Below are 11,508 nucleotides of genomic sequence, written 5' to 3'. Positions count from 1 at the left end.
GCGGCGCGCCGCGCTGCCCGGATGGCTGCACTTCTACAATCACCACAGGCTCCACAGCGCGATCGGCAACCAGCCGCCGGTCAGTCGGCTGACCAACCTCCCTGGACATCACAACTAGCGCCCCGCGGAGTGCCGCGCGGTCGGAGGTGCCCGGGGATACGTTGACGGGCATGGACGCCCTGGCCTCGCTGGCTCGCGACTCGGCCTTGCTCGTGGCGGCCGTGCAGGCCGCGCCCGCCGACGCCGAGGTGCCCGCCTGCCCGGGGTGGACCGCCGCCGACCTGGCGCACCACGTCGCGCTGGTGCAGTCGTTCTGGGCGTCCGTGGTCGGGCGCGAGCCGGGAGCCGGGCTGCCGGGCGGCGACGTCGTCCCGCTCGAGCGGCCCGCGGACGACGGCGCGCTCAGCGGGCTCCTGCGCGACGCCACCGCGCGGCTCGTCGCCGCGCTCGCCGGTCGGGACCCCCGCGAGCCGTGCTGGTCCTGGCACCCCGACGGCCGCACCGTGGGGTGGGTGACCCGCCGTCAGCAGCACGAGGCGCTCGTCCACCGTGTCGACGCCGAGCAGGCGGCCGGCCGCGGCGTCACGCCGCTCGACCCCGACCTCGCGGCCGACGGCGTCGACGAGGTGCTCGACGTCCTGCTCGGCGGCCACCTCGCCTGGACGACGTTCGCCCCCGGCGGCGACACCGTCGCGGTCGTCGTGGACGCCCCGGGCGAGACACCGCACCGCTGGGACGTGGAGCTCGGGCGGGTGCGCGGCACCGGGCCGGGCTCGGGCCGGTACCACGACGTGCCCGGTGGGCGCCTCATCCGTCCTGGCGGCGAGCCGGACGCCGTCGTCGCCGGCGCCGCGGCACGGCTCAATCTGTGGCTGTGGGGACGGGGCGGCCCCGAGGAGCTGCGCGTGACCGGCGCGGCGGACGCGGCCGACACGCTGCGGGCCGCGGCGGTCGGCGCCATGCAGTGACGGGCGCTCCTCAGGGGGTGGCGTCGCGCCCGCGCCCGGACTCCTTCTCGTCCAGCTCCTCGAGCAGGTTCCGGATCTCGGACCGGACGAAGTCGCGCGTCGCGACCTCGCCCAGCGCGATCCGCAGCGCCGCCATCTCGCGGGCCAGGTACTCCGTGTCGGCGAGGTTGCGCTCCGCGCGCTGCCGGTCCTGCTCCGCCGTGACCCGGTCGCGGTCGTCCTGCCGGTTCTGCGCGAGCAGGATGAGCGGCGCGGCGTAGCTCGCCTGCAGCGACAGCATGAGGGTCAGCGCGGTGAAGCCGTTCGACGCGCTGTCGAACCGCAGCGACTCCGGGCCCCACGAGTTCCACGCCAGCCAGAGCGCGCAGAACACCGTGAGGTAGATGAGGAACCTCGGCGTGCCCAGGAAGCGGGCGATGCCCTCCGTGGCCCGGCCCACCGCGTCCTGGTCCATCTGCGGGCGCGGGATGAGGGTGCGGCGCGCCTCCTTCGGCTGGTCGAGGCGGTCAGCCACGCGGCACCTCCTCCAGGTTCTCGTCGATGTGCTCGCGCCAGTCGTCCGGGAGGATGTGGTCCAGCACGTCGTCCACGGACACCGCGCCCAGCAGCCGCTTCTCGGAGTCGAGGACGGGCAGCGCGAGCAGGTCGTAAGCCGCCAGCAGGCGGGTCACCCGGCCCACCGGGGCGTCCGGCGTCAGCCACTCCGTGTCCGTGTCCAGCACCGATCCCACGGACGCGTGCGGGGGCTCGCGCAGCAGGCGCTGGAAGTGCGCGACGCCGAGGAACCGGCCCGTGGGCGTCTCCAGGGGCGGGCGGACCACGAACACCATCGACGCCAGCGCCGGGGGCAGGTCCTGCTTGCGGATCTGCGCCAGCGCCGTCGCGATCGTCGTCTCGGGGCCGAGGATCACCGGCTCCGTGGTCATGAGGCCGCCCGCCGTGTCCTCGTCGTAGGACAGCAGTCGGCGCACGTCCTTCGCCTCCTCCGGCTCCATCAGCTCCAGGAGGCGGGCCGCCTGCTCGTCGGGCAGCTCGTTCAGCAGGTCGGCGGCGTCGTCGGGCTGCATGGCCTCGAGGACGTCGGCCGCGCGCCCCGAGTCCAGGCGGGACACGATCGACACCTGGTCGTCCTCCGGCAGCTCCTCGAGGACGTCGGCCAGTCGCTCGTCGTCGAGGGCGCTCGCCACCTCGAGGCGCCGGGTGTCGCCCAGCTCGTGCAGCACGTCCGCCAGGTCCGCGGGGCGCAGGTCCTCGTACGCCTCCAGCAGCTTCGTGGCGCCCTGCTCCTCGGTGGAGCCGGCCAACCCGGTGACGGCGTCCACCGGGACGACGAGCGTCTCCCCGCGCCGGCGCAGCGACAGGCCGCGCGCGGGCTGCTTGCGGCGCACGAAGAGCTGGTCCACCAGCCAGTCGCCCGTGCGCTGGCGCGTGATCGACAGGTCCTCGACCGTGGCCTCGCCGGAGCCGTCCGTGAAGCGCACCGTGCGGTCCAGCAGCTCGCCCAGCACCAGCGACTCCATCGCCCGCTGCTCGAACCGGCGCATGTTGAGCAGGCCCGTCGAGATCACCTGCCCCGCGTCGATCGCGGTGACCCGCGTCAGCGGGAGGAACACGCGTCGCCGGCCGGGGACCTCGACGACCAGCCCGACGGCGCGGGGCGCGCCCTTGGCGCGGACCAGGACGACGGCGTCGCGCACGCGCCCCACCTCGTCACCGATCGGGTCGAAGACCTGGGTGCCGGCGAGGCGTGCCACGAAGACCCTGGTTGCCGCGCTCACGTCGGTCAGCCTACGCGGGGCCGCCCCGTCGGGCCTGGTAGGAGCCGCGGCGGGCGCGTGGCCTGGTGGTGCCGGGGGCGCGGCTGGGCCAGACTGGGCGAATGAGCTTCAGCCGCCCGAACGCCGTGCCCCGCGTCCCGACCCTCCCGGCGGGCGACGAGGTCGCCGCGTACGACACGTACCTCGAGGCCCAGCAGGCCGTCGACTACCTGTCGGACCACAAGTTCGCCGTCGAGCACGTCACGATCGTCGGCACCGACCTGCGCATGGTCGAGCGGGTCACCGGGCGGCTCTCCTACGGCCGGGTCGCGCTCGCCGGCGCCCTGTCGGGTGCGTGGTTCGGGTTCTTCGTCGGGCTCCTGCTCAGCCTCTTCGGCGGTGCCGGCATGGGCGGCGTGCTGCTCGTCGGCATCGGCCTCGGTGCCGGCTTCGGCCTCCTGTTCTCGGTGCTGTCCTACGCGCTGACCGGCGGCCGCCGCGACTTCACGTCGTCGTCGCAGATCGTCGCGTCGACGTACGCCATCCTCTGCGCCGCGGAGCAGGCCGGCGAGGCCCGGTCCATGCTGCGGGAGTCCCCGGGCGGACTGGGAAAGCCGCGCCGCGCCGCGGCCACCGCCACCCCGCCGGCCGGGGCCCCCGCCGTCGGCGCGCCGGCCGCGCCGGCCGCGCCCGCTGCCCCGCGCACGCCCGACCCGCGCTGGACCACCCCCAGCGGGGCCCCGCGGTACGGCGCCATGCGGCCCGCCGGGGAGCAGACCCCGTCGCCCGAGCCCTCGCCGGCGCCGCAGAGCCCCGCGCCGCAGAGCCCCGCGCCGGGAAGCCCGCAGCCGCAGGACCCGGCGCCGCAGACCCCGCCGCCGGGCACCCACCAGCCGGAGCCGCGGCAGCCCCAGGAGGGCGACCCGGAGCAGCCGAAGGCGCCGGAGCACGACGACCCGTACCGCCCGCCGCAGCCCTGAATCGCCCTGCCCAGATCAGTTCGGCAGGCCCTTGATCTGGTCGGCACGCCGGTCTGCCGAGGAGATCGACGTGCTGCCGAACAGAACCACGCTCAGGGCGGTGGGGGCAGCAGCGGGTGCTGCCGGAGCGTCCGCCGGAGCTCCTCCGGGAAGCGTGCGGTCAGTGCTCGCGTGACCTCACCGAGGCGGGAGCTGCCGACGGCGGTCACGCGCACCGGGTTGATGCCGGTCGCACGGATGGCGTCGAAGCGCTCCTTCTCGCGCAGGAGCTCCTGCGCGGCGTGATGGCCGGGCCGCACTCCGTCGTCGCGGTACTTCACCAGTCCGTCGAACTCCGCGTACACGGCCCAGTCCGGCCATCCGAGGTCGCAGTGGAAGACGCCGCGTGCGGTGGTGATCGGTGCCTGGGTGATCGGCCGGGGCAGGCCGGATCGCAGCGCCACGTACCGGAGCCAGGTCTCCCAGGCGGAGTCGGCGCCGGCGTCCGCATGGTCCAGGACCCACCTCGCCCGGCGCGTGCCGTTGCGGCGGCGCGTGACCCCGAGCGCGGCACGGCACTCGTCGAGGTCGACGCCCCGTGCCAGGGCGTGGTCGGCGATCACCAGGCCCTCGAGGGGATGCATCGACCGGGCACAGTCCGCCACCGTGCGGGCGAGGGTCGTGACGGGCAGGCCGTCCTGGTCCACGCGGTGTGCGGAGGGCACGGTGCCGAGGTGCCGTTGGAGGTCCGCAGCCGCGCCCCCTGACCGGCGGTACGTCTGCACGACGTGCGTCACGGCGGGGACGCGCCACAGCCGGAGACCGTGGAGCAGGGCAGCGGTCTCGTGGCTGAAGACATGGTCCGCGTCGAGCTGGCGGTGGGCGGCCGCGGCGAGCGCAAGCGCACGCCGTCGTGCCTTCTGGGACCGGTGCTCGTCGCGGGGCTGCTCCGTCGGTCGGTAGGCGCCGCGACGCAGCCGTTCGAGCTCACCGGCGCGCCGCGCCTGGTCCAGCACGTGGCGCTGGAGCTCGCCTGCGAGGATCACCGGCTCGTCGTCGATCATGTCGACGAGCGTGCCGCAGCGTCCCGCCTTCCGGCGGCGGCCTGTGGACGGGCGTCGTCTGTTCGGCAGCGGGGGGATCTCTTCGGCATGCTCACGTGCCGAAGAGATCCACCCGCTGCCGAACGGACGAGCGGGATCAGCCGCGCAGGCGCGCCATCCAGGCCTCGACGTCCTCGGGACGGCGGGGGAGGGCGGCGGAGAGGTTCTCGTTGCCGTCGGCGGTGACGAGCACGTCGTCCTCGATGCGCACGCCGATGCCGCGGTACTCCTCGGGCACGGCGAGGTCGTCGGCCTTGAAGTACAGGCCCGGCTCGATGGTGAAGACCATGCCGGGCTCGAGCACACCGTCCAGGTACAGCTCGCGCCGCGCCTGCGCGCAGTCGTGCACGTCCAGGCCGAGGTGGTGGCTGGTGCCGTGCACCATCCAGCGGCGGTGCTGCTGGCCCTCGGTGGAGAGGGACACCTCGGCGGTGACGCCGTCGGGCAGCAGGCCCCACTCCTCGAGGCGGGCGGCGATGACCTCCATGGCCGCGGCGTGGATGTCGCGGAACTTCGTGCCCGGCTTCGCGACGGCGAACGCGGCGTCGGCGGCGTCGAGCACCGCGGTGTAGATGCGGCGCTGCACGTCGGTGAACTCGCCGTCCACGGGCAGGGTGCGGGTGACGTCCGCGGTGTACAGGGAGTCGACCTCGACGCCGGCGTCCAGCAGCACGAGCTCGCCGGAGCGGACCACGCCGTCGTTGGTGATCCAGTGCAGCGTGGTGGCGTGCTCGCCGGCAGCGGCGATCGTCTCGTAGCCCACCGTGTTGCCCTCGAGGCGGGCGTGCGCGTCGAACGTCGTCTCGATGACGCGCTCGCCGCGGCGGTGCGCCACCGCCTTCGGCAGCGCCGGCACGACCTGCTCGAAGCCCTCGATGGTGCGGGCCACGGCCTCGCGCAGGTGCTCCAGCTCGAGCGCGTCCTTGACCAGGCGGATCTCCGACGTCGCCTCGACGAGCTCCTCGTCCTGCGCCTCGGCCTCGACGCCGGCCTCCTCGCGGATCGCCTCGACGAGCGTCTCGATGTTCTCGTCCGCACCGGTGACGACCAGCACGCGCACGCCGTCGGTGCCGACGTCCTTGGCGAGCGCGTCGCGCAGCTCGTCGACGTGGCGGGCCTCGACGCCGGTCAGCGTCGTGACGTCGTCGAGCGACGGACGCGCGCCCACCCAGAACTCGCCGTACCGCGCGTCGGCGTAGAACTCCTCGGTGTCGCGCGCCGCGAGGGGGCGCACGTAGAGGACGGCGTGGTGGTGCGTGCCGTTGCCGTTGCCGTCGGGGTCGCCCTCGCCGTCGGCCACAGGGTGCAGCACGAGCACGGCGTCGGGCTCCTGGCCGGTGCCGAGGCCGGTGAGGTGCGCGAACGCGGAGTGCGGGCGGAACCGGTAGTCGGTGTCGTTGGAGCGCACCTTGAGTGCGCCGGCGGGGACCACGAGGCGCGCGCCCGGGAACCGGGCGGAGAGCTTCGCGCGGCGCTCGGCCGTGTACGGGACGGCCTCGCCGGGCTCGACGCCGAGGTCGGCGCGCTCGCCCCACTGCGAGGTGATGAACGCCTTGAACGCCTCCGAGACGGGGCGCTGGGAACGGTTGCTGCCGCGGTCCTCGGTGCTCGCGGGGGCGGTGGGCGCGGTCTCGTCGACGGGGGTGGTGTCGGTCATGCTCCCCAGTGTCCCACCGCTCGGCGGGCCCGCGGCCGGGCCGCCGGGCGTCGCCTCAGGCGCGCGCGAAGTCGTGCAGCGCGCGGCTGAGGACGCGGTTGAAGGCGTCGGGGGCGTCGGAGTTGACGTCGTGGCCGGCGTCCGGCACGACGACGAGCGCGCCCCGCTCGGCGGCCGCGACGTGCCGCGACTCCTCGAGCCGCATCCGGTCGCGCGCGCCGTTCACGAACCACACGGGTACGCGCAGGGCTCGCGTGCTGGCGATCGACGAGCGGCCGGCGAGGTGCGTGAGCGCGTCCGTGACGATGTCCCAGCCCGGGCGCGGGACGGCGTCGCCCAGCAGCGCCGCGACCTCGAGGCCACCCGCGCGCGACCGACCGCCGGTGAGCGCGGAGCGCCACGCGAGGCCGGCGTCGCGCAGGCCGCGCCGCACCGCCGTCGTGCCCGTGACCGCGAGGTGCGCGACGTCGCGGAACAGGGCCACGGGCTTGCCCTTGGGGTCGGACGAGCAGCCCGCCGCGACGACGCCGGCGAGCGGCGACCCGGCGGAAGCGGCCGCCTGGTGCGCCGCCCACGCCAGCGACGTGTATCCCCCGAGCGAGAGGCCCACGACGACGACGGGCCGGCCGGCGCCGAAGGACCCCGCGGCCTCGTCGAGCACCTCGAACGCCCGCGGCATGGAGAACCGCTCCCGGTGCAGCGCACCGTGCGCGGGCAGGTCGACGGCGACGGCGTCGTGCCCGGCGTCGCGCACGTGCTCCACCTGCCGCTCCCAGATGGCCGACGACGTGCGCATGCCATGCACGAAGACGATCCCGGCCCGCTGCGGTGCGGGATCGGTCCCGGGGACGGCGGGCAGGGCGGGAGGCAGGGCGACGTCGGTGCTGAGGAGGTTCATCGCGAACGATGGTGCCCTGCCGGTCGGGGCGTGTGGGGGGAGGCGGCGGCGGGCGGGGTGGAGAGGTTGTGCCCATTCCTTCACGGGGCCGGGGCGGCGGGAGTGTCCGACGTCGCACCGCGGGGGCGTCGTTTCGCGCGTGCGGTCGCGTGGGGCTCCCTAGAATCGGTGATCGTGACGCCGCCCCGGATCGACCTCCACACCCACTCGCGGGCCTCCGACGGGACGGACTCCCCGCGCGGCGTGCTGGAGGCGGCGGCCGGGGCGGGGCTGGACGTCGTCGCCCTCACCGACCACGACACCACCGCCGGATGGGCCGATGCCGCCGAGGCGGTCGGGACGACGGGCGTCGCGCTGGTGCGCGGCACCGAGATCTCCACCCGCGTCACGACCGAGGGCGGCAGCATCAGCGTGCATCTGCTGTCCTACCTGCACGACCCCGACGACGCCGTCCTGCGCGCCGAGTGCGACCGCACCCGCGACGACCGCCTCACGCGGGCCCGGCGCATGACCGAGCGACTCGCGGAGGACTTCCCGCTGACGTGGGACGACGTCGTCGCGCAGACGGGCGACGACGCGACGGTCGGCCGCCCGCACCTCGCGGACGCGCTCGTCGCGGCGGGCGTCGTCGCGACGCGCGACGAGGCCTTCGCGACGATGCTGCACCCGGGAGCCCGCTACTACGTGCCGCACTACGCCCCGGACACGGACGCCGCGGTGCGGGCCGTGCTGGGCGCGGGCGGGGTGCCCGTGATGGCGCACCCGGGGGCCGGGGCGCGCGGCCGCACGGTGAGCGAGGAGACGATCGCGGCGCTCGCCGCCGCGGGCCTGGCCGGCCTCGAGGTGGACCACCGCGACCACGACGACGCCACGCGCGACCGTCTGCGGGGCCTGGCCGGGGAGCTGGGGCTGCTCGTCACGGGCTCCAGCGACTACCACGGCACGGGGAAGCTCAACCGCATCGGGGAGCGCACGACCGCTCCCGAGGTGCTCGCACGGATCGAGGAAAGAGGTCTGCTGGACGTGATCCGACCATGAGCGCGGTGCGACAGTGAGCGCGGTGCGACGGTGAGCGCGGTGCGACGGTGAGCGCGGTGCTGGACACCGCGCTGTTCACCGAGGTATTCGTGACCCTGTTCGTCATCATGGACCCGCCCGGCACGGTGCCCGTGTTCCTGGGCCTGACGTCGGCGATGGGGGCCAAGCAGCGCAACCGCGCCGCGCGCCAGGCGATCCTCGTCGCGTTCGGGGTCATCGTGGTCTTCGCGCTGTTCGGGCAGCAGGTGCTGCACTACATGGGCATCACGCTGCCGGCGCTCCAGGCCTCCGGCGGGCTGCTGCTGCTGCTCATCGCGATGGAGCTGCTCACGGGCAAGATGGAGGAGCCGTCGCCGTCCGGGAACAAGGGCGTCAACGTGGCGCTCGTGCCGCTCGGCACGCCGCTGCTGGCGGGGCCGGGCGCGATCGTCGCGACGATGGTCTTCGTCCAGCAGACGCGGGCGTCGGACGACGGCGGCGCGCCGCAGCTGATCGCGATCGCGGTGGCGATCGTGCTGGTGCACGTGTGCCTGTACCTGTCGATGCGGTTCGCGAACGTCATCCACCGCGTGCTGCGGGAGTCGGGCGTCACGCTGGTGACGCGCATCGCGGGCCTGCTGCTGGCGGCGATCGCGGTGCAGCAGATCGCCACGGCGGTCACCGAGTTCGTCAAGATGGCGCAGTAGCACCCGGGGTACGGCCGCCTGGCCGCACCCATGGAAGCAAACATGGGATGTTAGGGTCTTTGGGTGCCTCAGCCTGCCGTGTCCCCGATCTCCCCGCCGCGCAAGGTCTCCGAGCTCGTCGTCGAGCACCTGACCGACCTCGTCGAGCGGGGGGAGTGGCCCGTCGGGTCCCGCATCCCCGCCGAGCCCGAGCTCGTCGCCCGGCTCGGCGTCGGGCGCAACACCGTCCGTGAGGCCGTGCGCGCCCTGGAGCACGCCGGCATCCTCGAGCCGCGGCGCGGCGACGGAACCTACGTGCGTGCCGCCAGCGGCCTGGACGCCGCCATCGGGCGCCGGGCGCGCACCTCCGACGCACTGCAGGTGCTCGAGGTGCGCTCCGTCCTCGAGCGCGGGGCCGCGCGCGCCGCCGCCGGCCGGGTCGCCGCCGGCGGGCACGACGACGCCCTCGCCGGGCTGCGCGTCGCGCTGGACGCCCAGGAGGCCGCCGCCCGCGACGGCGGCGAGGACGAGTTCCGGGCCGCCGACATCGCCTTCCACGCGGAGCTGGTGCGCTCGGCCGGGAACGCCCTGCTCGCCGAGCTGTACGACGGCATCGACCACGTGCTCGTCCGCACCCTCGCCACCGACGCCCACGGGCGGCACCACCGCGACGTGCCCGGGCACCGCGAGGTCGTCGACGCCGTCGTCGCCGGCGACCCCGACGCCGCCGAGCGTGCCGTCGAGGTCACGATGGCCGCCGTCCACGCCCACCTGGTCGAGCGGGCCGCCGCCGCGGCTGGTCCGGCGTCCGGCCCGACGTCGGAGGCGGACGCGTGAGCCTCCGTCGCCCGCTCGGCGCGGGGGCCGTCCTCGCCATCGTTCTCGCCGCGCTCAACCTGCGCCCCGGCGTCGTCGCCGTCTCGCCCCTGCTGGGCGAGATCCTCGCGGAGGAGGGACTCAGCGCCACCGCCGGCGGCGTCCTCACGACGCTGCCCGTGCTCTGCTTCGGGATCCTCGCCCCCGTGGCGCCCGGGCTGGCGCGCCGGGTCGGCCTGGAGCGCGCGCTGTTCGGCAGCCTCGTGCTCCTGTGCCTCGGCTTCGCCCTGCGCCTCGTGCCGGGGATCGCCCCGCTGCTGGTGGGCACGCTCGCCGTCGGCTCGGCGATCGGGCTCGGCAACGTGCTGCTGCCAGCCCTGATCAAGCGCGACTTCGCCGACCGGGTCGGCCTCATGACGGGGCTGTACTCGATGGCCCTGTCCGGCGGCGCGGCGCTCGCCGCCGGCCTCACCGTGCCGATCGCCACGGCCACCGGCATGGACTGGCGCGCCACGCTCGCGTCGTGGGGGCTGCTCGCCGTGGTCGGCGCCGTCGCCTGGGCGCCGCGCGCGCTGCGCTCGACCGGCGTCGTCGCCACCCTCCGGCCGCCGGGCGCCACCCCCGCGGACGCCGTGCGGTCGGTGTGGCGCAGCCCGTTGGCCTGGGCGGTCACCGTGCTCATGGGCACGCAGTCGCTGTCGTTCTACGCCGTGAACGCGTGGCTGCCGGAGATCTTCGTCGCCGCGGGCCGGAGCGTCGCGGTGGGCGGTTGGCTGCTCGCGCTGACCAACCTGCTCGGCATCGTCGGCTCGTTCGTCACGCCCGTGCTGGCGGGTCGCATGCGGCGGCAGCGGGGGATCGGCGTCGTCATCGTCGCGCTCATCACCACGGGCCTCGTGGGGCTGATCCTCGCGCCCGACGCCGCCGTGCTGTGGGTGGTGCTGCTCGGCCTCGGCCAGGGCGGCGGCATCAGCCTCGCGCTGACCCTCATGGCGCTGCGCACCGAGAACGCCGCGCGCACGTCCGAGCTGTCGGGCATGGCGCAGAGCGCGGGCTACGTGCTCGCGGCCTGCGGGCCGCTGGGCCTCGGCGTCGCGCACGACGCCACCGGCTCGTGGACCGCGCCGCTGGTGCTGCTCGTCGTGGCGTCCCTGGTCCAGGGCGTGGCTGCCTGGTTCGCCGGGCGGGACGAGATCGTCCGCTGAACCCCTCGTGCCCAGGGACAGGGGCTCTCAGAGGCCGACGGGCTCGAGCATGACCCGCACGGGCACGCCGGGCTCGAGGCCCTCGGCGACGCGCACCGCCTTCTTCATCGGCAGCACGTAGCCCCGCTGCTCGTTGCTGGGGAACACCGACGTCGACCAGGTCGTGGCGCCGACGGTGACGGTGACCTTGATCGACCCGAAGCCGCGCGGCGGCAGGGGAAGCTCAGCCAGGGTGTCGGACTCCTCCGGCGGCACCGTGACGAACCACCACGAGTCCGTGCGGACCTGCCACTGCCACAGCGGGGCGGAGAACGTCAGGCGCATGCCGGCCACGCTACGACCCGCCCCGGACATGGCCGGACACGCCCCGGACATGCATCGAGCGTGGGGGGTTTGTTAGCCATCAGGGTGGTGGGGGTTGACAGAAAGCCGCGAGCGTGGG

At 75.0% G+C, this 11,508-nt stretch carries 12 protein-coding genes and 1 pseudogene; 7 read left to right on the top strand and 6 right to left on the bottom strand.

The window, feature by feature from the left end:
• Positions 1 to 118 (top strand): annotated as a pseudogene (locus ABZ493_RS21165) (IS481 family transposase); the annotation flags it as partial.
• Positions 119 to 170: 52 nt separating this feature from the next.
• The gene (locus tag ABZ493_RS21160; protein WP_430584085.1) at positions 171 to 968 is read left to right on the top strand and encodes a maleylpyruvate isomerase family mycothiol-dependent enzyme; all 798 of its coding nucleotides are present in this window, start codon (positions 171 to 173) and stop codon (positions 966 to 968) included.
• 10 nt (positions 969 to 978) lie between these two features.
• On the opposite strand, the gene ABZ493_RS21155 is transcribed toward ABZ493_RS21160, so the two are convergent.
• Positions 979 to 1,482 (bottom strand): DUF1003 domain-containing protein, encoded by a 504-nt coding sequence (locus tag ABZ493_RS21155; protein ID WP_430584084.1) that lies wholly within the window; start codon positions 1,480 to 1,482, stop codon positions 979 to 981.
• Positions 1,475 to 2,746, bottom strand: coding sequence for a CBS domain-containing protein (locus ABZ493_RS21150; protein ID WP_430584083.1), 1,272 nt, complete (start codon positions 2,744 to 2,746; stop codon positions 1,475 to 1,477). Before ABZ493_RS21150 ends, ABZ493_RS21155 begins: the two co-directional genes overlap by 8 nt.
• Positions 2,747 to 2,847: 101 nt before the next feature.
• Between ABZ493_RS21150 and ABZ493_RS21145 the strand changes: the two genes are divergently transcribed.
• Positions 2,848 to 3,705, top strand: a complete 858-nt coding sequence (locus ABZ493_RS21145) for a general stress protein (protein WP_430584082.1) — start codon at positions 2,848 to 2,850, stop codon at positions 3,703 to 3,705.
• 92 nt (positions 3,706 to 3,797) lie between these two features.
• On the opposite strand, the gene ABZ493_RS21140 is transcribed toward ABZ493_RS21145, so the two are convergent.
• The 3 genes from ABZ493_RS21140 to ABZ493_RS21130 all read right to left on the bottom strand — a co-directional run bounded on the left by ABZ493_RS21140 (position 3,798) and on the right by ABZ493_RS21130 (position 7,342).
• Positions 3,798 to 4,748 (bottom strand): hypothetical protein, encoded by a 951-nt coding sequence (locus tag ABZ493_RS21140; RefSeq protein ID WP_430584081.1) that lies wholly within the window; start codon positions 4,746 to 4,748, stop codon positions 3,798 to 3,800.
• Positions 4,749 to 4,884: 136 nt separating this feature from the next.
• The gene (locus ABZ493_RS21135) at positions 4,885 to 6,444 is read right to left on the bottom strand and encodes an aminopeptidase P family protein (protein ID WP_430584080.1); all 1,560 of its coding nucleotides are present in this window, start codon (positions 6,442 to 6,444) and stop codon (positions 4,885 to 4,887) included.
• 55 nt (positions 6,445 to 6,499) lie between these two features.
• The gene (locus ABZ493_RS21130; protein WP_430584079.1) at positions 6,500 to 7,342 is read right to left on the bottom strand and encodes an alpha/beta hydrolase; all 843 of its coding nucleotides are present in this window, start codon (positions 7,340 to 7,342) and stop codon (positions 6,500 to 6,502) included.
• A gap of 174 nt (positions 7,343 to 7,516) precedes the next feature.
• Here ABZ493_RS21130 and ABZ493_RS21125 point away from each other — a divergent pair, with 174 nt between their 5' ends.
• The 4 genes from ABZ493_RS21125 (at position 7,517) to ABZ493_RS21110 (ending at position 11,066) form a co-directional block, all read left to right on the top strand.
• Positions 7,517 to 8,380, top strand: a complete 864-nt coding sequence (locus tag ABZ493_RS21125; RefSeq protein WP_430584078.1) for a PHP domain-containing protein — start codon at positions 7,517 to 7,519, stop codon at positions 8,378 to 8,380.
• Positions 8,381 to 8,427: 47 nt separating this feature from the next.
• Positions 8,428 to 9,066 carry a MarC family protein gene (locus ABZ493_RS21120; protein ID WP_430584077.1) on the top strand — a complete coding sequence of 213 codons (639 nt, stop codon included), beginning with the start codon at positions 8,428 to 8,430 and terminating at the stop codon, positions 9,064 to 9,066.
• A gap of 63 nt (positions 9,067 to 9,129) precedes the next feature.
• Positions 9,130 to 9,882, top strand: a complete 753-nt coding sequence (locus ABZ493_RS21115) for an FCD domain-containing protein (protein ID WP_430584076.1) — start codon at positions 9,130 to 9,132, stop codon at positions 9,880 to 9,882.
• A complete protein-coding gene (locus ABZ493_RS21110) occupies positions 9,879 to 11,066 on the top strand; it encodes an MFS transporter (protein WP_430584075.1) in 1,188 nt (395 codons plus the stop codon). The genes ABZ493_RS21115 and ABZ493_RS21110 overlap by 4 nt, the downstream gene beginning before the upstream one ends.
• A gap of 27 nt (positions 11,067 to 11,093) precedes the next feature.
• On the opposite strand, the gene ABZ493_RS21105 is transcribed toward ABZ493_RS21110, so the two are convergent.
• A complete protein-coding gene (locus ABZ493_RS21105; RefSeq protein ID WP_430584074.1) occupies positions 11,094 to 11,390 on the bottom strand; it encodes a DUF1905 domain-containing protein in 297 nt (98 codons plus the stop codon).
• Between the last annotated feature and the right edge of the window lie 118 nt (positions 11,391 to 11,508).

It is taken from the genome of Isoptericola sp. NPDC019482 (assembly GCF_040632295.1).
In the GTDB taxonomy this organism is placed as follows: Bacteria; Actinomycetota; Actinomycetes; order Actinomycetales; family Cellulomonadaceae; genus Isoptericola.
The sequence above is the reverse complement of the archived record's forward strand: the minus strand, read 5'-3'. Positions and strand labels throughout refer to the sequence as shown.